21 protein-coding genes and 1 pseudogene are annotated in these 21,566 nt (G+C 68.8%); 13 read left to right on the top strand and 9 right to left on the bottom strand.

Translation table 11 applies throughout. The features are described from left to right. Nucleotides 1-109 precede the first annotated feature (109 nt). Nucleotides 110-1,306: an MFS transporter gene (locus tag FHR72_RS21760; RefSeq protein ID WP_183472041.1), complete on the bottom strand. Its 1,197-nt coding sequence runs from the start codon at nucleotides 1,304-1,306 to the stop codon at nucleotides 110-112. 58 nt (nucleotides 1,307-1,364) lie between these two features. Here FHR72_RS21760 and malQ point away from each other — a divergent pair, with 58 nt between their 5' ends. From malQ to FHR72_RS21730, 6 genes and pseudogenes are all read left to right on the top strand, one after another. Continuing rightward, complete coding sequence (gene malQ / locus FHR72_RS21755) at nucleotides 1,365-3,506, top strand: 4-alpha-glucanotransferase (protein ID WP_183472129.1); 2,142 nt, start codon at nucleotides 1,365-1,367, stop codon at nucleotides 3,504-3,506. A gap of 101 nt (nucleotides 3,507-3,607) precedes the next feature. Continuing rightward, nucleotides 3,608-4,093 carry a hypothetical protein gene (locus FHR72_RS21750; protein WP_183472040.1) on the top strand — a complete coding sequence of 162 codons (486 nt, stop codon included), beginning with the start codon at nucleotides 3,608-3,610 and terminating at the stop codon, nucleotides 4,091-4,093. Between the two features lie 99 nt (nucleotides 4,094-4,192). Beyond that, on the top strand, nucleotides 4,193-5,095 hold the full coding sequence (locus FHR72_RS21745) for a metal-dependent hydrolase (protein WP_183472038.1): 903 nt from the start codon (nucleotides 4,193-4,195) through the stop codon (nucleotides 5,093-5,095). Next, nucleotides 5,095-6,201, top strand: a complete 1,107-nt coding sequence (locus FHR72_RS21740; protein ID WP_183472036.1) for a PDR/VanB family oxidoreductase — start codon at nucleotides 5,095-5,097, stop codon at nucleotides 6,199-6,201. The genes FHR72_RS21745 and FHR72_RS21740 overlap by 1 nt, the downstream gene beginning before the upstream one ends. 35 nt (nucleotides 6,202-6,236) lie before the next feature. Next, on the top strand, nucleotides 6,237-7,691 hold the full coding sequence (locus tag FHR72_RS21735; RefSeq protein WP_183472034.1) for a serine/threonine-protein kinase: 1,455 nt from the start codon (nucleotides 6,237-6,239) through the stop codon (nucleotides 7,689-7,691). Further along, nucleotides 7,643-8,083 (top strand): annotated as a pseudogene (locus FHR72_RS21730) (nuclear transport factor 2 family protein); the annotation flags it as partial. The gene FHR72_RS21735 and the pseudogene FHR72_RS21730, both read left to right, overlap by 49 nt. A gap of 22 nt (nucleotides 8,084-8,105) precedes the next feature. Here FHR72_RS21730 and FHR72_RS21725 read toward each other — a convergent pair. Next, a complete protein-coding gene (locus FHR72_RS21725; RefSeq protein ID WP_183472032.1) occupies nucleotides 8,106-8,597 on the bottom strand; it encodes an NUDIX hydrolase in 492 nt (163 codons plus the stop codon). Nucleotides 8,598-8,623: 26 nt separating this feature from the next. Here FHR72_RS21725 and FHR72_RS21720 point away from each other — a divergent pair, with 26 nt between their 5' ends. Both FHR72_RS21720 and FHR72_RS21715 read left to right on the top strand, forming a co-directional pair. After that, a complete protein-coding gene (locus FHR72_RS21720; RefSeq protein WP_260156163.1) occupies nucleotides 8,624-9,301 on the top strand; it encodes a hypothetical protein in 678 nt (225 codons plus the stop codon). Between the two features lie 54 nt (nucleotides 9,302-9,355). Beyond that, the gene (locus tag FHR72_RS21715) at nucleotides 9,356-10,126 is read left to right on the top strand and encodes an SGNH/GDSL hydrolase family protein (RefSeq protein WP_183472028.1); all 771 of its coding nucleotides are present in this window, start codon (nucleotides 9,356-9,358) and stop codon (nucleotides 10,124-10,126) included. 3 nt (nucleotides 10,127-10,129) lie between these two features. Here FHR72_RS21715 and FHR72_RS21710 read toward each other — a convergent pair whose 3' ends face one another. Together FHR72_RS21710 and FHR72_RS21705 are read right to left on the bottom strand one after the other, a co-directional pair. Next, complete coding sequence (locus FHR72_RS21710; protein ID WP_183472127.1) at nucleotides 10,130-10,690, bottom strand: hypothetical protein; 561 nt, start codon at nucleotides 10,688-10,690, stop codon at nucleotides 10,130-10,132. Between the two features lie 219 nt (nucleotides 10,691-10,909). Beyond that, the gene (locus FHR72_RS21705) at nucleotides 10,910-11,719 is read right to left on the bottom strand and encodes a nuclear transport factor 2 family protein (RefSeq protein ID WP_183472026.1); all 810 of its coding nucleotides are present in this window, start codon (nucleotides 11,717-11,719) and stop codon (nucleotides 10,910-10,912) included. 106 nt (nucleotides 11,720-11,825) lie between these two features. Here FHR72_RS21705 and FHR72_RS21700 point away from each other — a divergent pair, with 106 nt between their 5' ends. After that, on the top strand, nucleotides 11,826-12,266 hold the full coding sequence (locus FHR72_RS21700) for an Rv0313 family protein (RefSeq protein WP_183472024.1): 441 nt from the start codon (nucleotides 11,826-11,828) through the stop codon (nucleotides 12,264-12,266). A 10-nt stretch (nucleotides 12,267-12,276) separates the two neighbouring features. On the opposite strand, the gene FHR72_RS21695 is transcribed toward FHR72_RS21700, so the two are convergent. Next, nucleotides 12,277-13,491, bottom strand: coding sequence for a cytochrome P450 (locus FHR72_RS21695; protein WP_183472022.1), 1,215 nt, complete (start codon nucleotides 13,489-13,491; stop codon nucleotides 12,277-12,279). Nucleotides 13,492-13,757: 266 nt separating this feature from the next. Here FHR72_RS21695 and FHR72_RS21690 point away from each other — a divergent pair, with 266 nt between their 5' ends. Genes FHR72_RS21690 through FHR72_RS21675 form a run of 4 tightly spaced genes read left to right on the top strand, consistent with a single transcriptional unit; the run spans nucleotide 13,758 to nucleotide 18,062 of the window. Continuing rightward, nucleotides 13,758-14,186, top strand: coding sequence for an MmpS family transport accessory protein (locus FHR72_RS21690; protein ID WP_183472020.1), 429 nt, complete (start codon nucleotides 13,758-13,760; stop codon nucleotides 14,184-14,186). Then, nucleotides 14,183-17,089: an MMPL/RND family transporter gene (locus FHR72_RS21685; RefSeq protein ID WP_183472018.1), complete on the top strand. Its 2,907-nt coding sequence runs from the start codon at nucleotides 14,183-14,185 to the stop codon at nucleotides 17,087-17,089. Before FHR72_RS21690 ends, FHR72_RS21685 begins: the two co-directional genes overlap by 4 nt. After that, nucleotides 17,086-17,409: a DUF732 domain-containing protein gene (locus FHR72_RS21680; protein ID WP_183472016.1), complete on the top strand. Its 324-nt coding sequence runs from the start codon at nucleotides 17,086-17,088 to the stop codon at nucleotides 17,407-17,409. Before FHR72_RS21685 ends, FHR72_RS21680 begins: the two co-directional genes overlap by 4 nt. Nucleotides 17,410-17,417: 8 nt before the next feature. Then, nucleotides 17,418-18,062, top strand: coding sequence for a class I SAM-dependent methyltransferase (locus tag FHR72_RS21675; RefSeq protein ID WP_183472014.1), 645 nt, complete (start codon nucleotides 17,418-17,420; stop codon nucleotides 18,060-18,062). On the opposite strand, the gene FHR72_RS21670 is transcribed toward FHR72_RS21675, so the two are convergent. From FHR72_RS21670 to FHR72_RS21655, 4 genes are all read right to left on the bottom strand, one after another. After that, nucleotides 18,059-18,526: a DUF5078 domain-containing protein gene (locus FHR72_RS21670; protein ID WP_183472012.1), complete on the bottom strand. Its 468-nt coding sequence runs from the start codon at nucleotides 18,524-18,526 to the stop codon at nucleotides 18,059-18,061. The genes FHR72_RS21675 and FHR72_RS21670 overlap by 4 nt on opposite strands. Nucleotides 18,527-18,595: 69 nt before the next feature. After that, entirely contained in the window at nucleotides 18,596-18,874 is a 279-nt protein-coding gene (locus tag FHR72_RS21665; RefSeq protein WP_183472009.1) for a hypothetical protein, read from the bottom strand. A gap of 234 nt (nucleotides 18,875-19,108) precedes the next feature. Further along, on the bottom strand, nucleotides 19,109-20,269 hold the full coding sequence (locus FHR72_RS21660; protein WP_183472007.1) for an acyl-CoA dehydrogenase family protein: 1,161 nt from the start codon (nucleotides 20,267-20,269) through the stop codon (nucleotides 19,109-19,111). Between the two features lie 18 nt (nucleotides 20,270-20,287). Continuing rightward, nucleotides 20,288-21,247 carry a DUF7159 family protein gene (locus FHR72_RS21655; RefSeq protein ID WP_396888494.1) on the bottom strand — a complete coding sequence of 320 codons (960 nt, stop codon included), beginning with the start codon at nucleotides 21,245-21,247 and terminating at the stop codon, nucleotides 20,288-20,290. Nucleotides 21,248-21,566: the final 319 nt, after the last annotated feature.

Raw genomic sequence — 21,566 nt, 5'->3', positions numbered from 1 at the left:
CGTCTCTGGTACACCACTGTACCGCTGCGGCGTCCGAGGATCATTCTCGCTGCTCACGTCGAGGTCACGCAGGAAATGCACGATGCGGCGGCCCGTCGGTTCGCGCCCGTCAGGTCGCGGGACGCCGCCGGGTGCCCAGCACTGCGGCCAGCACGATCACGAGCACACCGGCGGCAGGCACGATCAGCAGACCCGTCCGCAGGTCCGTCGCATCGGAGACCACTCCGACGAGCAGCGGCGCACCGAGGAAGCCGGCGCGCATCAGCCACGTGAGGATGGTCAGACCGGTCCCGGCGCGCAGGCCGGGGAGTTCGTCTGCGGCGCGCATCGCCGCAGGGATCACAGTGGCCACGCCGAGCCCCGCCGCGGCGAAGCCCGCGATGGTGCCGGGCACCGATGGGAACGCCAGGGCGATGCCCATGCCCGTGGCGGTGATGACGCCGCCGACGCGTGCGACGGCCCGTTCGCCGAACCGGTCCACGAGGCGGTCGCCGGCCATCCGCCCGAGGAACATGAAACCGACCAGCGCCACAAACCCGAACACGGCCACGGCCCCCGGGGCGTCGAGGCTGTCGCGCAGATACAGCGTCGCCCAGGAACTCCCGGCATCCTCGACCGTGGCCCCGGCGATGGCGATGCCGACCAGCGCCAGCAACGTCAGGTAGATCATCGGGCCGGCTTTGGTTCCGCTGCGGTCGTGGGTGGACGGGTGGTCGTCGTGGTCGGGGCCGTGCAGCAGTGACGGGTACGCGACGGCGACGACGCCGCAGAAGATCAGCGCCGCGACACCGAGGTGGACACCGCGTGGGATGTCGAGAGCGATCGCGCCCGCACCCATCAGACCGCCGATGATCGCGCCGACTGCCCAGATCGCGTGCAGGGAGTTGATGATCGAGCGTCCGTAGTTGCGTTGCAGCCGAAGGCCGTTGACGTTCTGCGCGACATCGGTGACCGAGTCGCAGGCGCCCGCGGCGAAGAGGGCCGCCGCGAACATCAGCGGTGTCGATGCCATGCCCGCGAGCAGGATCAGCGTCGCCAGAGCGACGGTCGTGGCAACGGCGACCCGCGCCGACTGGAAGCGCCGCACGAGCGCCCCCGCGGTGGGTCCGGCGATCAGTGCGCCCGCCGAGAACGAGGCGACCGCAGCGCCGTACACCGCGTTGGACATCGCGAGGTCGGTCTTGATCTCGGGGAAGCGCGGCAGCAGGTTGGCGAACAGCGCGCCGTTGGTGAGGAACAGCGCCGCAGCGGCGACCCGGGCCCGTGTGTTTCGCGCGTCGCCACCGACCAGCGGTTCAGACGCCATGATGGTCGAGCCTACCGCCGGCCGGTGCGCCGGCGCTGCGCAGGGCAAGATCAGCGGCATGCCCGAAGACACCGGTGTATCCCCCTCGCTGCGTGAGCTCGCGCGGCGGCACGGGGTGGCAAGCGAGTACACGGATTGGACCGGCCGCCCGGTGCAGGTGCCCGAGACGACGTTGATCTCGGTGCTCGATGCCCTCGGCATCGCCGCGGCCGGCGACGACGACCGCTCGCAGGCCCTCGCCGACCACGAGCGTGACCACTGGGCCAGGGATCTGCCTCCCACGATCGTGGGTCGCAGCGGAACGGCGACGCCGTTCTGGGTGCACGTCACGCACGGCGACCCCGCGCGGTTGTGGCTGCGCCTGGAGGACGGCAGCGTCCGGACGGGCGTGCGGCAGCTCGAGAACAACCGCCCCCCTTACGATCTCGACGGCCGCCTGGTCGGCGAGGCGACCTTCGAGCTTCCCGCCGACCTGCCGGCCGGATACCACCGGCTGTACCTGCAGGTCGGATCCTCCGACGTCAGCACCGCGGTGATCGTGGCACCGGACAGGGTGGAACGGCCGGTTCCGCTGGCCACAGGTCGTGCGTGGGGCCTGTCGACCCAGCTGTACAGCGTGCGGTCACGACACTCGTGGGGTCTGGGCGATCTCTCCGATCTGGCCGACCTGGCGGTGTGGTCGGCAGCCCGCCACGGCGCGGGCTTCCTCCTGGTCAATCCTCTGCATGCCGGGGCCCCGGTCGCCCCGATGGAGCCCTCTCCGTATCTGCCGACGTCGCGCCGCTTCGTCAACCCCGTCTATCTGCGGGTCGAGGCGGTGCCGGAGTACGCCCATGTCCGCCATCGCAGCCGAATCCGCAAGGCGCAGGCACAGGTTCAGGCGCGGGCGAAGCGGGCCACCGAGATCGATCGCGACCGGGTGTGGAAGGCCAAGCGGGCGGCACTGGAAGCGCTGTATTCGGTGACGGTTTCGGCCGGCCGGACCATCGCCTACCAGGCGTACCGGGAACGTCAGGGGCGCAGCCTCGACGACTTCGCGACGTGGTGTGTCCTGGCCGAGCACCACGGACCCGACTGGCATCGATGGCCGCAGGCGTTACAGCACCCGAACACCGACGAGGTCGCGGCGTTCGCCGAAGAGCACGCCACCGAGGTGGATTTCCACCGGTGGCTGCAATGGCTGGCGGACGAGCAACTCTCCGGCGCGCAGGACGCCGCGATGCGGGCGGGCATGGAGCTGGGGATCATGCACGACCTGGCCGTCGGTGTCGATCCCGACGGCGCCGATGCCTGGGCGCTGCAGGACGTTCTGGCGCTCGGCGTGACCGCGGGCGCGCCGCCGGATGAGTTCAACCAACTGGGTCAGGACTGGTCGCAGCCGCCGTGGCGACCCGATCGCCTCGCCGACGCGGCGTACGAACCGTTCCGCGCGGTGGTCCGGGCGGCGCTGCGGCACGCGGGCGGGGTGCGGATCGACCACATCATCGGTCTGTTCCGGCTGTGGTGGATTCCGAAGGGCGCATCGCCGACCGAGGGCACCTATGTCGCCTACGACCACGAGGCGATGATCGGCATCGTGGCCCTGGAGGCCCAGCGGGCAGGCGCCCTCGTGGTCGGCGAGGATCTCGGCACGGTGGAACCGTGGGCGCGGGAGTATCTGCGCGACCGGGGACTGTGCGGCACGTCGATTCTGTGGTTCGAAACCGACCACGACGGGTCACCGCTGCCGGCGGACCGGTGGCGCGAACACTGCCTGTCAGCGGTCACGACGCACGATCTGCCGCCGACGGCCGGCTATCTGGCCGGCGAGCACGTGAGGCTGCGCGACCGGCTGGGCCTGCTCACCCGCCCGGCCGAGGAGGAGCTGGCCCGGGACCGGGCACATCAGGACGCGTGGATGGCCGAGCTGCGCCGGGTCGGCCTTCTCGCCGACGGTGACGACGAGGTCGACCGCGTGGTGTCGGCGTTGCACCGCTACCTCGGTCGCACGCCGTCGCGGCTGCTGTCGTTGTCGCTGGCCGACGCCGTCGGCGAGGTCCGGACGCAGAATCAGCCCGGGACTGTCGACGAGTACCCGAACTGGCGCATACCGCTTGCCGATTCGCGAGGCAGGCAGGTACTCGTCGAAGACATCGTCGACGACCCGCGCGTCGGTGAACTGTGTGAAGCGATGCGTGCCGCGGTCGCGCCACGGGGCTGACCCGCGCCGCGCGATGTAACGCCACGGCCTTCTGCAGCGGTTTCACATTCGTCACTGCTGCGATATGTTCGCTCCGCATACCGAACCCCGAGGGAGTTGTCGTGAACAAGCTCGTTGTGCTCAGCGGCGGACTGGTCGCCGCCGGAACAGCTGCGCTGATCGGTGCGGGCGTCGCGATCTCCCAGCCGGCCGCGCAGCCGAGCCCGTACAACGTCGTGGGTGAGCAGTACGGCCGTGCGCTGGCGATCCTCAAAAGCCAAGGTGTGAAGGCATATTTCGGTGGCGCGACAGGCAGTGCGCTGCCCCAGTCGGCGTGCCTCGTCGGACAGCAGAAGGTCACCAGCGCAGGTCGCATGCTGCTGATGCTCGACTGCACACAGGCCGCGGCCGACCAGATCGCCGCGATGGGCCCCACCGGCGGCCCGACCGTCGGCGCGAACGGCGTCACGACGGTCACCCCGACCCCGATGGTTCCGATCGCCGGCGCTCCGGGGGCCGGCGTCGCACCGCCGCAGCCCGGCATCGTCCAGAGCGTCCCCGCCGGTCAGGGCGCTCCGATCATCGCGAACACCTCACCGCGCCCCTGAGCGACAGGCCCGAGCGCCCCTTCGATCGCCTAGTCGATACCTGCGTTCCCACTAAATCGTCGTAAACTCCACCGGAGTCACGACGAACAGGAGCCGCAGATGTTGCGACCGCGCCGATTCGACGCCGAGATCGACCCGGGCCCAGTCCAGATCCAGGCCCGCAAAGTGCACTTCGACGTCGCCGACGTCCCGTTGCACTGGATCCCGGGCCATCCGGTGGCCTCCCACGTCGTCAGCGTCCTCAACATCGTCCTGCCCGCCGGTGAGCGCTGGTTCGTCGAGACGTTCAACGAGGCACTCCCGCTGGTCAAGGACCCCAAGCTGGCCGACGACATCCGTGGCTTCATCGGTCAGGAAGCCACCCATGCCGATGTGCACGATCAGGTGCTGCACGAGTTCATGATCAGCCACGGGGTGGACCCGTCGCCCGTCCTCGCCCAGATCGAGCACCTGTTCTCCAATTCGCTGGCCCCGCTCGACGACGGCGCCGACGAAGCCCGCCGGATGAACCACCTCTGCGACCGCCTGTGGCTGATCGCCGCGATCGAGCACTACACCGCGGTCATGGGCGATTTCGCCCTCAACTGCACCTGGGACGATCACGGAGCCGATCCGACGCTGGTCGACATGTTCCGGTGGCACGGCAGCGAAGAGGTCGAGCATCGCAGCGTCGCCCACGATGTCGCGGTGTACTTCCACGACAGCTATCCCGCCCGGATCCGGGCGATGGCCGTGTCGGCGACGATGTTGTTCGTGTTCTTCCAGCGCGCGGCGTGGTACCTGGTCAAGAACGATCCGTCCGTGGACGCCACCTGGTGGAAGTTCAACCGGATGCGGATGCGCGACTCCAAGCTCGGGCTGCTCCCCCTGTATCGCACGCTGTTCGGATCCACCACGCTCGGCTACTTCCGGCCCGGTTACTCCCCCGAGCAGCTCGGATCGACCGCGCAGGCGGTCGCCTACCTGGCGACCTCCCCCGCCGCCCGCGCCGCCCACACCTGATGCGTCTCTTCGACCGCTACCGGCAGACGCCGCCGAGCGCCTCGGGACGGCTGCGCCATGACGTCACGTTGAGTTTCGCCGACGCCGCGATCTCCGGACTCTTCGCCGCATCGGCGGCGGTGCGCCGCATCCGGCCACCGGCCGGTGCGCCCGACACCTTCGCGCTGACCGTCGCGGGGCGGCGGACGGTGGCACTCGACCAGGACGTCGTCGAGGTGACATTCCGCGACGCGTCGGATTCGGCTCTGCCGCAATGGTTTCCCGGGGCTCACATCGATCTGCACCTGCCCAGCGGGCGGGTGCGCCAGTATTCGCTGTGCGGTGACCCCGGCGCTTCCGACCACTATCGGATCGCGGTCCGGCGTATCCCCGACGGCGGCGGCGGATCCCTGGAGGTGCACGACGCGCTGCCGGTGGGCGCCACGGTGCACACGCACGGTCCCCGCAATGCGTTCCCGTTGACGGTCCCCGGTTACGGCTCCCCCGCACGCCGAATCCGTTTCATCGCAGGCGGTATCGGTATCACGCCGATCCTGCCGATGATCGCCCTCGCGGGCCGCCTCGGCATCGACTGGTCGATGATCTACACGGGCCGGTCCCTGGAGAGCCTGCCGTTCGTCGACGACGTCGCCGCCCACGGCGCGGCCGTCGAGATCCGCACCGACGACCGGCGCGGGCTGCCGTCGGCCTCGGACCTGCTCGGCGCGTGCGAGCCGGGCACGGCCGTCTATGCGTGCGGTCCGGCCCCGATGCTCGGCGCCATCAGATCCGCGCTCGTCGGACGCGAGGACGTCGAATTGCATTTCGAACGGTTCGCCGCACCGCCCGTCGTCGACGGTCACCCGTTCCCGGTCACGATCGGATCGACCGGCGCGCGCGTCGACGTCGGGGCGGAGGAGACACTGCTCGCCGCCCTGCGGCGGGCCGGGGTACCCGCGTCGTACTCGTGTCAGCAGGGTTTCTGCGGGACCTGCCGCACGCGCGTGCTCGGCGGCGAGGTCGAGCACCGGGACGCTCTGCTGACCGATCCCGAACGCGAGGCGGGGCTGATGCTGACGTGCGTGTCCCGGGCCGCTCAGGGTTCGGCTCTGACCCTGGATCTTTGACCCGGGATCGCTGACCCCGTCGGTACGATGCGGCCATGCCGTTGGCCGCAGGTGAGACGTTCGCGGGGTACACGATCGTGCACCTGCTGGGTTCGGGGGGCATGGGCGAGGTGTACCTGGCTCAGCACCCCAGGCTCCCCCGCCGGGACGCGCTGAAGGTGCTGCCCGCCGCGGTGTCGGCCGACTCCGAGTACCGGCAGCGGTTCAACCGGGAGGCCGACATCGCCGCCACGCTGTGGCATCCGCACATCGTCGGCGTGCACGACCGGGGCGAGTTCGACGGTCAGATCTGGATCTCGATGGACTACGTCGAGGGCACCGATGCCGCACGTCTGCTCGCCGAACAGCACGGCGGCGGAATGCCGGCACCTCAGGTCGCCGAGATCGTCGGCGCGGTCGCCGAGGCGCTCGACTACGCCCATGAACGTCATCTGCTCCACCGCGATGTGAAGCCGGCGAACATCCTGCTGGCCGGGCCCGGCTCGCCGGATCAGCGAATTCTGTTGGCCGACTTCGGCATAGCGAGATGGGACGACGACATCAGCGGCCTGACGGCCACCAACATGACCGTCGGCACGGTGTCCTACGCGGCCCCGGAGCAGTTGATGGCCCGCGACCTCGACGGCCGGGCAGATCAATACGCCCTGGCGGCAACGGCCTTCCATCTGCTGACGGGTTCGCCGCCGTTCTCCCATGCCAACCCCGCGGTGGTCATCAGCCAGCACCTGTCGGCCACGCCGCCGGCCATCGCCGATCATCGCCCCGACCTCTCGGGCGCCGACGAGGTGTTCGCCAAGGCGCTGGCCAAGGACCCCAACGACCGCTACGAACGGTGCGCGGACTTCGCCCGAGCTCTCGGGCATCGCATATCCGGAGCCGCCGGGGCCGATTCGGGCGTCACACGTCTTTCGGCGGTGCCGGCCGAATCCTCCGAGCCACGCGCTCGCCGGCTGCGGCCGGCTGTGCTCGTGCCCACCGTGCTCGCGGTGCTCCTCGTCGTGGCGGTCGCGGTGGCCGCCGTCGAATTCCTGCGCGCCGACCGGACGCAGGAGTCTCCGGCGGCGCGCCCGCCCGCCCCGAGCGCGGCCACGAGCGCGACGACGGCCGAAAGCAGTGTCGCCCCGCCGCCCCCCACGCCCACCACGACGGTCGAGGCCACCGAGACCGTCACGGATACCGTCACGACCTCGGCTGCCCCTGCGGGTGTCGTCATCGGCGCGAACTGCTCGACGAAGGACAGCACCGCGACGACCGACAGCGGTGCGACCGCCTACTGTGCGTCCATCCCCGGATCGGACACCACGATCTGGTCGCTGACCCAGGGTGACGTGCCCAGTCCGACCTCGACACCGCCTCCCGACCCGACGGAGCCGCCGCTGCCCACCGAGGAGGCGTTCCCGGTGCTGACCTGCATGGCGCAGACCGGTCAGACGCGCCGGGAATGCCGCGAGGACATCCGCCGCAGCAACAGTTCGCCGCCGCTGCCGTGACCCTGGACGTCCCCGACCGGCTGGCGGTCAGCGACCTCGTGCACCTCTACGCGTCCGCCGTCGACGACCGCAGGTTCGACGACGTTCTCGAATTGTTCACCGACACAGCCGAATTCCGGGTTCCGGACCCGCCGCGCTCGCTGGAGCCCACGCACTGTCACCACGGCCACGACGGTGTGCGCTCGGCGATGACGGCTCTGGCTCACGTCACGCGCACCGAGCATGCGATCGTCGGTGAGGTCTATGCGCGCGCCGAGGACAGGGACTATGCGCTGGGCCGCATCACATGCGTCGCCCACCACTGGAGCGTGGACGGCGCGGGTGTGGCCACCGACCTGGTGTGGCACCTGCGCTACGACGACGAGTACCTGCGGACCCCGCGGGGCTGGCGGTTCCACGGGCGCGCGTTGACGATCAATGCCATCGAGACCCGTCCGGTTCGCCGCGTGCGAGTGCCTCCGCCAACCGGTCGAGCAGCGGGCGCTGGCCCTTCAGCAGCTTCTCCCGCGCCGCCCCCACGTCGAACCAGCCCACCCGGTCGATCTCCGGGAATTCCCTGAGTGTGCCGGAGCCCCTGGGCCATTCGAGAGTGAACGTGTTGCTGACGGTGCCTTCGAGGTCCAGATCGCCGCGCACCGCGAACGCGGTCACGATCTTGCCGCCAGGCTGGCGCACCGGCGGGAACTCGATCCGTGGGCCGCGCGGTGCGGGTTTGCCGATCTCCTCGGCGAACTCCCGCTGAGCGACGGTCCACGGATCCTCCCCCTCGAGGTACTCACCCTTCGGAATCGACCACGCACCGTCATCCTTGCGCGCCCAGAACGGCCCACCGGGGTGGCCGATCAGCACTTCCACAGCACCGTCGGTTTCGCGGAACAGCAGCAGGCCGGCGCTGAGCTTGGGCATCGTCCGACGATAGTATGGGCGCCATCATGACCCGTCCACGGCGGTTCGATCCGTTCCGGCCGGTCGACCTGCTGACCTCTCTGTGGTCGGCGACCGCGATGGTGCCCGTCCGGCGTTTCGTGGTCGGCCGCCGGCTCACCCTGCGTCTCGACGGCGCCGACCTCACCATGACGGTGACCGAGCTGAGCTCCCGGTTGGACGCCCGGGGCCTGGCCACGGGTCATGTCGAGGACTTCACCGCCACCGTGGAGCGGATCACATGGCGTGCAAGCCATTTCGACCGCGCCCGCGTCACGATGCGCAACGTGCGCGTCCGGCCGGGTGCTCCTCCGGTCCTCGTCGCAGCACCCGTGGACCTGATGCTGGACGTCCCCGCGGCAGCGGTGGACGACCTGCGGCGTGCCGCGGCGCCGAGAATCTCGGCAGCGGTCGGCGCCGACGGGGTGGCGCGGGTGCGGTTGGCCCGGCGTCCGCGCCTGGGCCATCTCGAAGTCGAGGCCAGGCTCGACGGCTCCACCCTGTGGTTGTCCGCGCGCCGTGCGGGTCTCGGGAGATGGCGCTGGCAACTGCCTGCGCGGATACCGGCGTATCCGGTGCAGCTCCCCGAGATGGCCCACGGGCTGCAGTTGACGTCGCTGACCTTCGCGCCGGGCGTGGTGCGGGTGTCGGGCCGGTTGCCCGAGTGGCGCGCCGACCTGCTGTAGCGCCGACCGCGGCACAACAGGTGCACACGACATCGCGGCACTAGAGTCCCCACTGTGATCGGGTACTCCCGGTATGTCGCGCTGGGCGACAGTCAGACAGAGGGGCTGTGGGACGGCGATGACGCGTCCGGCCTCGCCGGCTTCGCCGACAGGCTGGCGGTGATGCTCGACGACCTGCGGCCGGGCCTGCAGTACGCCAACCTCGCGATCCGCGGCCGGCAGATCCGCGACGTGCTCGACGACCAGCTGCCGCGGGCGCTGGACATGCGGGCCGACCTCATCACGGTGTGCATCGGCATGAACGACATGACCAGGCCCGGCGCCGGCTTCGAACGCGCACTGGAGCAGCTGGACCAGATGCACGTGCGGCTCGCGTCCTCGGGGGCGACGGTGGTCACGACGACGTTTCCCGATCTGGCCCGGATCCTGCCGATCGGCCGGGTGCTGGCCCGGCGGCTGGTCACCATCAATGCGCAGATCCGGGACGCGGCGGCCGCGTACGGGTTCCGTCTCGTCGACCTGTTCGCCGCGCCGTCGATGACCCAGCCCGACACCTGGAGCCTGGACCGGGTGCACGGGTCACCGAAGGGCCATGCGCTGTTCGCCGCCGCGGCCGCCGAGGCGCTGGGGCTGCCGGGCAGCAGCCACGACTGGGCCGACGCGGATCCCGGCGCAGCGCTGCCGTCGTTCCGGTCGCGCATGTACTCGCAGTTCCTGTGGACCCAGAACATGCTGATGCCGTACCTGTGGACACATCTGCGGGGCAAGGCGGTGGGAGACGGCCGCGACCCGCGCCGCCCGGAGCTCGAGGCGCTCAGCGCCTGAGGGTCAGATACCGGTCCACGTCTCGTCGAGCTGCTGGGCGACGTCGATGATCTTGGCCTTCTGCGATTCCGGGCTGTCGATCTCGCCGGCGACGTGCATGGCGATGAACCGCTTGATCTCGGCGTCGATGCCACCGATGATGCGGACCACCTCGGCGCGCAGCGACTGCGATGTCACGTGGATGGTGATGTCCGACGCGCGGGGCTTCTCCACATCGAGGATCAGCAGCAGCGGCTCGGCGGCCTTGGCGGTGGCCCGCAGCGAGATCTCACCGAAGACCATGAACTTGGGCTTGTCGATTTTCAGGTCGACGACCATGTCGATCTCGAGCGGGATGCGGATCGCGAAGGTGATGAGCTCACCGAGCTGTCGGCTCACTCTGGGCTGCTGGATCCGCACCTTGGCGGTCACTTTGGCGATCCGCCCGGGGCCCTGGGCGATCGGACCCATCGTGAACGCGTCGCCCGCGATCTCACCGATGGCCGCGCCCACCCGCTCCTCGGAGACGGCGACCTCGAAGAAACGTCGGCCGAACTCTTCGTAGGACACATAGTCCGTGGGGATGAGGAAGTCGGGATCGGACGGGTCGGTCGGGCGGGACGCCCCTTTTGCGGACGGCCCCGTTGCGGACGGCCCCGCTGTGGACGGCCCTGTCGCGGAAGACGGGGTCGGGTGCGACGGCTCGGTCGGGTCGAACGAGGAAGCGGACATGGTGTTGCTACGTTCTCACGTCTGCCGGGCGCTGCGCGACACCGCGACCGAAACGTTGCCGGGTCGCCGTGGTCAGTTGATCTCGCCGAAGTACCGGATCCGGCGCAGCGCGGCGCGGTTGCGGCCCCCACCCTCGCCGATCTCGCCGATGACCACGCTCCGGTGCCCCTCGCGTTCGACGCGGGCGGACACCGAGCGTCCCGAGCCAATCAGCTTGCTCCACGTCCCGCCTGCGAGCAGCTTGAGCAGATCGGACGCCGTCAGCGGATCGGTGTCGCCGACCGTGACGGGGGTGTCGGACACGACCCGCCGCATGCCGACTTCGTCCCCGGCGCAGGCGTTGTCGAGGAAGCGCGCGAACACGGCCTTGCCGCCGCTGCCCAGCCCGCGGAAACCGCCGAGAAAGCCCAGCGTCCCGGTCAGTCCCTGGTTGGTGAACATCGCCCTGCCCAGGGACACCCCCGCGGGCACTGCCCCCACGCCGCCGCGGGCGAACTGGGCCATCATCGCCGGCAGTTCCCAGTACGCCGACAGCGCCCCGATCTTGAGTTCGTCGGACTCCGTGCGCAGGTCGTACCGGATGAAGGTGGGGACCCGCATCGTCAGCGCCGAGGTCATGTCGATCTCGAGTTCGACATCGCGGATCACGGTCGTGTCGACCACGATGTCTCCGTCGAGGCGGTGGGTGATGGTGCGCGGCCCGATGAACGTGTCGTAGAACCGCCCCAGGTCCGTGTGCCCTTGGTGCGGTGCCGACCCGACCGGATCCTCGACGCGGCCGTCGCGGGTGAACAGACTCAGCCAGCCGTCGCGGTCGTGTGCACCCGCGGCGGTCAGGGACCGTTGCGCGGCGGTCAGCACGTCGGCGCGTGTGAAGGGCATACGGATGCCTACCACCTCGGCGGGCGACAGTCGACTGGACCTGCCGACGCGGGCACACTGGTTGTCAACCGCCCGTGTTGACGGCGCATCCAGCAGGAGGACCATCATGAGCAGGAGCAACGGCCCGTTCGGATTCGACCCCGAAGATCTCGACCGCGTCGTCCGCGAAGCGGGCGAGGGTCTGCGCGACGCCCTCGACGGGCTCGGCAGATTCATCAGCACCCCGGGCGAGAAGGCGGGCTGGTCGACGTTGTTCGACGAGTTCTCCCGCACCACCCGGCCCCGCTCCCGGCCCGAGACCACCGGTGAGGCCGGGGACGGGGTGTGGGCCATCTACACCCTTGACGAGGCCGGCGGCGCGCACATCGAACAGGTCTACCCGACCGAACTCGATGCGCTGCGGGCCAACAAGGACAACACCGATCCGACGCGGCGCGTGCGATTCCTGCCGTACGGCATCGCGGTCAGCGTGCTCGACACCGCTGCCACCGATACCGGGCAGGACAGCGACACCGAGACGGGCACGATGGGCGGCACCGGCTCCTAGAGCGGGCCCGTCAGCGCGGCAGGAGCCGCAGATGCTCCCAGCCGCGCACCGTGGAGGTCGGCGCCAGCCGCGCGCTGGCGTAGTCGATGTCCCACTCCGGCCAGCGGTTGAGTAGCTCGTCGAGGGCCACGCGGCCTTCCAGACGCGCCAGGTTGGCGCCCAGACAGTAGTGCAGCCCCTTGCCGAAGGTCAGGTGGCTGATGTTGTCGCGGTGGATGTCGAACGTGTCGGGTTCCCGGTAGCGGCGTTCGTCGCGATTGGCCGCGCCGAAGAGGAGCAGTATCGCGCTGCCGGCGGGCACGGTCGTGCCGTCGTACTCGAAGTCCCGTGCCAGGTATCGGGCCACGTGAGGTCCCGTCGGTTCGAATCGCAGCGTCTCGTCGATCGTGCGGCCGAGCAGCGTCCGGTCCTCGACGATCTCGCGACGCTGCCGGGGATGTTCGGCCAGCACCTTGACCAACCAGCCGATGAGCCGGCCGGTGGTCTCGTTGCCGGCGCCGGCGACGACCTGCGTGTAGTGCAGGACCTCCTTGCGGGTCAATCTGCGGTGCACCCCGGCCTCGTCGGTGAACTCCACGTTCAGCAGCGCCGTCATCAGGTCGTCCGACGGGTTGGCCGCCCGCCACTCGACGTAGTCGGCATAGATGCGCCCGTCGGCGATCCTGTCGGCGTCGGCGACCTTCATCGGCGCGCCCGGCCTGGTCCGCAGGTTCGCGTCGTTGGCGTCGCGCACCGAGATCTGTTCTGACTCGGGGATGCCGAGCAGCATGCCGATCACCCGCATCGGCATCGTCGCCGCGAGCTCGGAGATCACGTCGAAGCCGTCCGAGCCGACGAGCGGGTCCAGGCACCGCACGCAGTACCGCCTGATCTGGTCTTCGATCTCGGCCATGCGGCGCGGGGTGAACACCCGCGACATCAGCCCGCGCAGCATCGTGTGTTCCGGCGGGTCCTCGAACATCATCACGCCTTTGGGCATGTCGAAGTCGGACTTGACCAGCTCCAGGATGTCGCTGCGGCGGTTGGAGAACGTGGCCCAGTCGAGCAGGGCCTTCTCGACGTCGGAATGACGCGACAGCGCCCAGAAGTCGTAGCGCCCGTTGTAATACAGTGGCGCCTCGTCGCGCAGTCGTGCGTAGGTGGGATACGGGTTGGCGGTGATGTCGACGTCGTAGGGGTCGTAATAGACGTCGGCCGGTGGAGAAGACTCAGAAGACACCGTCATCCGTGCACTCTCCTCGCCAGACTGTGCGACTGCTCAGCATTCGCTGTCGCTATGTCTAGCAGCGCAATTGCGGGACGGTCAAGGGTACTGTCGTAGGCGTCAATTAGTGACCTGCACCGCGGGCCCGGAAACGAGTTAGCAGCGACACAATCGCTTGAGCTAATCTGTGGCCGGGTGAGAACTTATACGGGCTAAGTTACGATCAGCACAACATTAGATACGAGTTCCAGGGGTCAAATGCGCGCCACAAATCGGGGTCGGCAGTCGTGATCGCCATCGGCAAGAAGATTTGGCTGCCGCTGCTCATCATCGCCGTGGTGGTGATCGCAGGACTGACCGTCGCACGCATCCGGACGTTCTTCGGCGCCGAGGGCATCATCGAGACCCCTCGCAACTTCGCCGACCTCCCAGAACCCTTCGATCCCAAGGTCGTTCGCTACGAGATCAGCGGCTCCGGCAGCTATGCCGACGTCAACTACCTCGACCTCGACGCCAAGCCGCAGCGGGTCGACGGCGCGGCACTGCCCTGGTCGCTGACGCTGGAGACCACCGAGCCCTCCGCCGCACCAAACATCGTCGCCCAGGGTGACGGCGGGACCATCACCTGCCGCATTTTCGTCGACGACGAACTCAAGGACGAGAGAACGACCGACGGCTTGAACGCCCAGACCTTCTGCTTCGTCAAATCCGCATGAGTACGCCCGTTTCCGACGCCCGAACCGACGAGTTCCCCGCGGCGCGCCGGCAGCACCGCCCGTTCATCCCCCGGATGATCCGGATGTTCGCGGTGCCGATCATCCTGGGCTGGATCGCGCTGATCGTCGTCGTCAACGTCACGGTCCCCCAACTCGAGGCCGTCGGCGAGGCGCAGGCCGTGTCGATGAGCCCCAACGATGCGCCGTCGATGATCTCGATGAAGAAGGTCGGCGAACTGTTCGAGGAAGGCGACTCGGACAGCTCGGTGATGATCGTCTTCGAGGGCGAGCAGCCCCTCGGCGACGAAGCCCACGCGTGGTACGACGAACTGGTCGAGCGCCTCGAAGCCGACACCGTGCACGTGCAGTCCGTGCAGGACTTCTGGAGTGATCCCCTGACCGCGTCAGGGTCCCAGAGCAACGACGGCAAGGCGGCCTACGTTCAGGTCAAGTTGGCCGGCAACCAGGGCGAGGCGCTGGCCAACGAGTCGGTCAAGGCCGTCCAGAACATCGTCAACAGCCTCGAGGCGCCGCCGGGCGTGAAGGCCTACGTGACCGGACCGGCGGCGCTGGCCGCTGACCAGCACATTGCCGGCGACCGCAGCATGCGGCTCATCGAGGCCGCCACGTTCACCGTCATCATCGTGATGCTGCTGTTGGTCTACCGATCCATCGTGACCGTGCTCATCACGCTGGTCATGGTCGTGCTGTCGCTGGCGACCGCCCGCGGTGTGGTCGCGTTCCTCGGCCACCACGAGATCATCGGGCTGTCGACGTTCGCGACGAACCTGTTGGTGACGTTGGCGATCGCCGCTGCCACCGACTACGCGATATTCCTGATAGGCCGATATCAGGAAGCCCGGTCGGCCGGTGAGGACAAAGAGACCGCGTACTACACGATGTTCCACGGCACGGCCCACGTCGTGCTGGGATCGGGCCTGACCATCGCCGGTGCGACGTTCTGCCTGAGCTTCACCCGGCTGCCGTACTTCCAGACGATGGGTGTGCCGCTGGCGATCGGCATGTTCGTGGTCGTGATGGCCGGTGTCGTGCTGATGGTCGCGATCATCAGCCTGGCGACCCGGTTCGGCAAACTGATGGAACCCAAGCGCGCGATGCGGATCCGCGGCTGGCGCAAGATCGGCGCGGCCGTCGTGCGCTGGCCCGGCCCCATCCTGGTCGCGACGATGGCCATCACCCTCGTCGGCCTCCTCGCGCTGCCGGGCTACAAGACGAACTACAACGACCGCGACTACCTGCCGGCCGATCTGCCCGCCAACGAGGGGTACGCCGTCGCCGACGAGCATTTCGACCAGGCGCGCATGAACCCCGAGCTGTTGATGATCGAAAGCGATCACGACATGCGCAACTCGGCGGACTTCCTGGTCATCGACAAGATCGCCAAGGCGCTGTTCCGGGTCGAGGGCATCGCGCGCGTGCAGGCGATCACCCGGCCCGACGGCAAGCCGATCAAGCACACGTCGATCCCGTTCCAGATGAGCATGCAGGGCACCACGCAGCGGCTCAACGAGAAGTACATGCAGGACCGCATGGCCGACATGCTGGTGCAGGCGGACGAGATGGCCAACACCATCGCGACCATGGAGAAGATGTCGGGCCTGACCGCGCAGATGGCCGACATCACCCACAGCATGGTCTCGAAGATGGACAACATGCTGACCGACATCGAGGACCTGCGCGACAGCATCGCCAACTTCGACGACTTCTTCCGCCCGATCCGCAACTACTTTTACTGGGAACCGCACTGCTACAACATCCCGGTCTGCTGGGCGCTGCGGTCGGTGTTCGACACCCTCGACGGCATCAACGTGATGACCGACGACTTCCGGGCGATCCTGCCGGACATGAAGCGGCTGGACACCCTGATGCCCCAGATGGTCGCGCTGATGCCCGAGATGATCGAGACCATGAAGACGATGCGGACCATGATGCTGACGATGTACCAGTCGCAGAAGGGTCAGCAGGATCAGATGGCGGCGATGTCCGAGGACGCCGACGCCATGGGCGAGGCCTTCGACGACTCGATGAACGACGACTCGTTCTACCTGCCGCCGGAGATCTTCGAGAACGCGGACTTCCAGCGCGGCCTGGAGCAGTTCCTGTCCCCCGACGGACATGCGGTGCGGTTCATCATCTCCCACGAGGGCGATCCGCTGAGCCCCGAGGGCGTGGCCAAGATCGACAAGATCAAGACCGCGGCCAAGGAGGCGATCAAGGGCACCCCGCTGGAGGGGTCCAAGGTCTACCTCGGCGGTACCGCTGCGACGTTCAAGGACATGCAGGACGGCAACAACTACGACCTGCTGATCGCCGGTATCTCGGCCTTGGGCCTGATCTTCATCATCATGTTGATCCTGACGCGGGCCGTTGTCGCGGCCGCGGTGATCGTGGGCACGGTGGTGCTCTCGCTGGCCGCCTCGTTCGGCCTGTCGGTGCTGCTGTGGCAACACATCCTGGGCCAGGAGCTGCACTGGATGGTGCTCGCGATGGCGGTGATCATCCTGCTCGCGGTGGGCGCCGACTACAACCTCCTGCTGGTCTCCCGGCTCAAAGAGGAGATCCATGCCGGTATCGGCACCGGCATCATCCGCGCGATGGGCGGTAGTGGGTCGGTGGTGACGGCCGCGGGGCTGGTGTTCGCGCTGACGATGATGTCCATGTCGGTCAGTGAACTGACCGTCATCGGGCAGGTCGGTACGACGATAGGCCTGGGCCTGTTGTTCGACACACTCGTCATCCGCGCGTTCATGACCCCGTCCATCGCCGCACTGCTGGGGCCGTGGTTCTGGTGGCCGCAGCGGGTGCGCACCCGTCCCGTCCCCGCGCCGTGGCCGAGACCCGGTGGGCTGCAATCGGATCCATCAGAAGGAGTGAGGGTATGAAGTCGCTGATGATCGGTGCCGCCGCGGTGGTCGTGAGCCTGGGCTTCGCTGCACCCGCGGCGGCCGACCCCGACACCGCCTTCGCCAACGAGCTGAACACCTACGGCATCTACGGGCAGAAGGACTACAACGCCTGGATCGGCAAGATCGCCTGCAAGCGTTCGCACATGGGTGTGGACCGGGACGCGTTCGCCTCCGCGGAGTTCGTGCACGACCAGCTGCAGAAGGGCGCCACCACCGAGCAGGCCTGGCAGTTCCTGGCCGCGGCGCTGCGCACGTACTGCCCGGACAAGCTGCCGATCATCGACGTGGCCCGCTAGCCCCAGCCGTGGCCCTCCGCAGGCGGTTCAACGACGCCGTCACCGGGTTCTGGGGATTCGCTGCGCCGATCTACGACACCGCGGTCGTGCAGCAGTGGGTGTACCGTCCCGCCCAGGACGAGATGATCGCGCTGCTGACCGCCCACGGTTCCCGGCGGATCGCCGACGTCGGCTGTGGCACAGGGATTCTCGCCGACCGCATCGCACGCGAGCGCACGCCCGAGGCGGTGTTCGGCGTGGATCTGTCCGAGGGGATGCTCGCCCAGGCGGCGAATCGCTCGCAGGACGTGCAGTGGCGTACGGCACCGGCCGAGCAGTTGCCGTTCGAGGACGCCAGCCTGGACGCGGTGGTCACGACCTCCGCGTTCCACTGGTTCAATCAGCCGGCCGCGCTGCGCGAATTCCACCGGGTGTTGTCACCGGGCGGGTTCGCCGCGGTGGCGACGCTCAGCCCGCGACAGCAGTGGTCCGGTCTGGCGTTACGGCTGCTCTCTGCCGACCAGCTGAACCCGTCGCACAGCCCGGCGCCGTCGGAGATGCGGACGTTGTTCGGCGACGCCGGGTTCGACGTCGAGGATCAGCACCGGGTGCGGCGTCCGGTGTGGACGCCGATCTCCGATCTGATCACCGTCGGCGTGAAACGCGCCGACTAGCGGACGACCCAGTTCCACACCGACATGTCGCCGCGCGGGTAGTTCATGCAGACGTCGGTGGCGTGGGCGACGACGCCCTTGTTGTTGAAGAACAGCTTCGCCCAGTTGCCCCACCGGGTCGCGACCTGCTCGTAGTACACGTTGGTCGCGGTGTTCTCCGAGTACTGGCGACGTCCGACGGGATCGAGCGAGAAGAACCAGTGGATGCGGTCGAAGGCGGCCTGCTGCACGTCGAGGGGCCGGTTGCTACGGTCGATCATGTACCGCTCGAAATAGACCGGGCTGGTGTCGCGTGCTGCTGCCATGTACTGCTCGACGTCGCAGGTGGTGTGGATGATGCGGCGCGGGATCGGGTAATCCTCGGTCGAGTCGGCGAGCGCCGGGCCGGCCGCACTGAGGCAGACCGCGGCGGCGCCGATGACTGACAGTCCCACGCGGGCGATGCGACTCTTCAGTCCACTCATCGTTGCTCCTGCCTCGTAGTTTCCGTAACTATATAGCGCAGCTAGACAGCTGGTCGATCTCGCCTGTGGCTAGCCGCCGCCGGTGACAGGGTTCGACGTCAGGGAGATCCATCCGCCGTTGATCCACACGCCCCAGCGTCCACCCCAACCCGAGTTCCACACCACCGGCTGGCCGATCCAGGTCTCCGCAGGCTTCGGCGGCGCCCAGGCCGGGACTGGTTCGCCGTGGACAGGCGGTGGCGGCGGAGCGGGTTGCGCGAGCGCGGGCGCGATCGCGCCACCGAGAAGTCCCACGGCCAGTCCGCACGCAGCGACGGCGCCGGTCAAGGTGGTCTTGTACGAGGTCATCGCATCACTCCCGCGTCGATGATGAGCCGGATAATTAGCATATATAACCAGCGGCCGTCGCGGCCACTCAGGGTCTGCGGAATGGGCGGGCGCGGCGTCGATCTCGGTGGCCGGGTATGCGGTCACGACCTTCGCGCCGGCGTTCCTGAGGCGTGCCCGCGGGACGTTGCTCGGCGAGGTCGGCCGGGTCGGTCGGACCGTTCGTGACGGGCGCGATCGGGCAGGCGGCGGCGATCAGAGCCCGAACTGGTCCTCGACGATGCCGAGCCACACCTGCGCGGCGTCGATGGCCACCTTCTCGCTGATGAACGCATGCTGGGTTCCGGTGTAGATGTCGCGGAAGGCCCGCTCCAGGCGGGTCCCTTCACGGATCGCGCTCGTTCCGGCGACGAGATGGGCCCATTCGGCGCACGCCCGTGCGGTGTCGGTGGCGAACACCGCCGCGACCCGCATGTCGGCCCGGAGCCCTGGCGTGAGCTCCGCTCCCCCGGCGACAGCGGCTTCGGCGGTGCCGAACGCGTCGTGGACGAGCAGTCGTGCGGCCCGCCAGGCCGCGACGTGATGGGCGAGCCCCTTCTGGAACGTCGGTCGGCTGGCCAGGGCCGCCATATCGCTCATCCGGTACTTGGTCGCGGCCAGTTCCTCGACGTCGTCGAGCATGCTCTTGGCGACACCGAGCGCCCAGGCCGCATGACCGGCGGCCGTCACCGGCATCATCCCCATCCGCGTCGCGGGCGAACTCCCCCGCCGGGGTTCCCGGGTGAACAGCGCGAAGGTGCGCTCCTGCGGTACGAAGACGTCGGCGATGGCGTAGTCGTAGGACCCGGTGCCCTTGAGCCCCTGGACGTGCCAGCCGTCCTTGAACTCGACCTGGTCCCGCGGGACGACCGCGACCTGCATGTCGGGCACACCCTCGGCGGCCCACCGGATCTCACCGTCGTCCATCGGCATGAAGCCGGCCGCCACGTACTCGGCGTGACCGGTTCCCGACCCGAAACTCCAGGATCCGCTCAGCCGGTAGCCGCCGTCGACCGCCACTCCCTGACCGTTCGGGAAGAACTGCCCACCCATCGTGACGCGGTTGCCGTTGGCGGTGAACACCTCGGCGAATCCCGCGTCGGGCAGGTAGGTCGCCGCGGCGAAGGACGACGGCAGGTTCGCGATCCCCACCCAGCCGAACGACCCGTCCTGCCAGGCCATCTCGATCCAGGTGTCGATCATCTCGGCGAAGGACGGTTCGACGCCACCGCCGGCTGCCGGGTTGAAGGCCGTCATCAGTCCGCTCGTCCACATCGCCTCGACGATCGCGGGACTCATCGTGCGCAACTGTTCGGATTCGGCGGCCCCTTCACGAACCACGTCGCGCAAACCCAGGGCAAGATCCACCGCCGTCACGGCGTGAACGTTAGCGGCTCAGGGCAGGGCAGTGAACAGATTCGCCAGATCTGTCATCTCGGGGGTCGATCCCTCCGCGAGCTGATCGCCGGGCAGGTGGGGCTGCTCGGCCGGCACGGACTCCGGCGCGGTGGCAGCGACGGGCGCCGGCGCCTCGGGCATGGCCATCAGGTGCGGGACGCCGTCGGGTAGATGCGGCACACCACCGGCCTCCCCGGGCAGATCGAGGGGCGCTACCGACGCCACCGCGACCGGGGCGGGTTCGGGCGCGGACGGCACGGGTTGCGTGGCGACGGTCGAGGCTGCCCGCAGCGGGGCAGGTGTGGACGTCTCGGTCTCCTGGGTGGCTGGGGAGGGCGCCTCGACCACCTTGCGGACGACACCGGCCGTCGCGTCCGACGGGGCGGGAACGGCGACCCAGCCGGAATCGGACCGCGACGGTTGCGCCGCGGCGGCGGCAGTCTGTTCGACCTGCGGCCCGGTGCCCGACGTCGACAGCAGGCCGGCGACGGCGGCGGCCGCCGCCGCGCCGAGAACGGCGACGGCGATCCGCGCACGGGCGGACCGGCGGCGGACGGACCGTGGGCGGGTGATCGGTTCGGTGAGCGCCTCGCGCGGGTCGACATCGGCGAAGGCAGCGCCGTAGGCGAGCGCCAGGCCGGGATCCAGGTCGGGGTGCACCATCACCGCGCCGGCACACCGGAACGGCACCACTTCGATGGCGTCGAAGCCGAGGCAGCCGAGCCGGGTCCGTAGCCTCAGGCCGTCGCGTGCGACGTCCTCGCTCCAGGTCAGGCGGATGTGGCCGATGTCGAAACCGCCGTTGGCGGCGATCGCGTGCGCCCCGCGCGCCGCGGCGCCGGCGATCTCGGTGTCGGAACACACCTCGATCACGTCGTGGTCGACGACGGTGCCGTCGGACTCGTCGACCAGAACCCAGACGACCTCGTCCGAAGTCAAGGCCAGCCCCAGCGTCATGCCCACGCCGTCCCCTTCCGTCACCGGTGTGTGTGATCTATCGGACACTGTGCAACTGCTGTTACAGGTGGGGTGAAACGTGCGCAGGGGTGGACACCGACTTGCCGAGCCCTTAGGCTCCCCTAAAGGTCGGTCAGCCGACCTTTAAGTCCGTCCCGGGGTTGTCCGGCGGACCGGCTGGAGCGTATCGCCATCGTGCGGTTCCCGCGCGCCGTCCGGGGTGCGACGCCGTCGTCGCGTTCGCCTTTCGCATGCGTCTTTTGTGTGTATTTCGTTGTGCGTCAACAACTTTGGATTGTAGGTGCAACGTTGTTGCAAC

This window comes from Mycolicibacterium iranicum, assembly GCF_014190915.1.
Lineage (GTDB): Bacteria > Actinomycetota > Actinomycetes > Mycobacteriales > Mycobacteriaceae > Mycobacterium > Mycobacterium iranicum_B.
Note: the sequence above shows the minus strand (reverse complement) of the source record. Positions and strands in the feature narration are given on the sequence as shown.

Bases quoted from the DNA above. Each gene is read 5' to 3' on its own strand.
- FHR72_RS21725 (WP_183472032.1), bottom strand. From the start codon at position 8,597: ATGCCCAAGCTCAGCGCCGGCCTGCTGCTGTTCCGCGAAACCGACGGT.
- FHR72_RS21705 (WP_183472026.1), bottom strand. From the start codon at position 11,719: ATGCCCTTCACACGCGCCGACGTGCTGACCGCCGCGCAACGGTCCCTG.
- FHR72_RS21685 (WP_183472018.1), top strand. From the start codon at position 14,183: ATGAGTACGCCCGTTTCCGACGCCCGAACCGACGAGTTCCCCGCGGCG.
- FHR72_RS21735 (WP_183472034.1), top strand. From the start codon at position 6,237: ATGCCGTTGGCCGCAGGTGAGACGTTCGCGGGGTACACGATCGTGCAC.
- FHR72_RS21695 (WP_183472022.1), bottom strand. From the start codon at position 13,491: ATGACGGTGTCTTCTGAGTCTTCTCCACCGGCCGACGTCTATTACGAC.
- FHR72_RS21655 (WP_396888494.1), bottom strand. From the start codon at position 21,247: ATGACGCTGGGGCTGGCCTTGACTTCGGACGAGGTCGTCTGGGTTCTG.
- FHR72_RS21760 (WP_183472041.1), bottom strand. From the start codon at position 1,306: ATGGCGTCTGAACCGCTGGTCGGTGGCGACGCGCGAAACACACGGGCC.
- FHR72_RS21700 (WP_183472024.1), top strand. From the start codon at position 11,826: ATGAGCAGGAGCAACGGCCCGTTCGGATTCGACCCCGAAGATCTCGAC.
- FHR72_RS21670 (WP_183472012.1), bottom strand. From the start codon at position 18,526: ATGAGTGGACTGAAGAGTCGCATCGCCCGCGTGGGACTGTCAGTCATC.
- FHR72_RS21740 (WP_183472036.1), top strand. From the start codon at position 5,095: ATGCGTCTCTTCGACCGCTACCGGCAGACGCCGCCGAGCGCCTCGGGA.
- FHR72_RS21665 (WP_183472009.1), bottom strand. From the start codon at position 18,874: ATGACCTCGTACAAGACCACCTTGACCGGCGCCGTCGCTGCGTGCGGA.
- malQ (WP_183472129.1), top strand. From the start codon at position 1,365: ATGCCCGAAGACACCGGTGTATCCCCCTCGCTGCGTGAGCTCGCGCGG.
- FHR72_RS21745 (WP_183472038.1), top strand. From the start codon at position 4,193: ATGTTGCGACCGCGCCGATTCGACGCCGAGATCGACCCGGGCCCAGTC.
- FHR72_RS21680 (WP_183472016.1), top strand. From the start codon at position 17,086: ATGAAGTCGCTGATGATCGGTGCCGCCGCGGTGGTCGTGAGCCTGGGC.
- FHR72_RS21720 (WP_260156163.1), top strand. From the start codon at position 8,624: ATGACCCGTCCACGGCGGTTCGATCCGTTCCGGCCGGTCGACCTGCTG.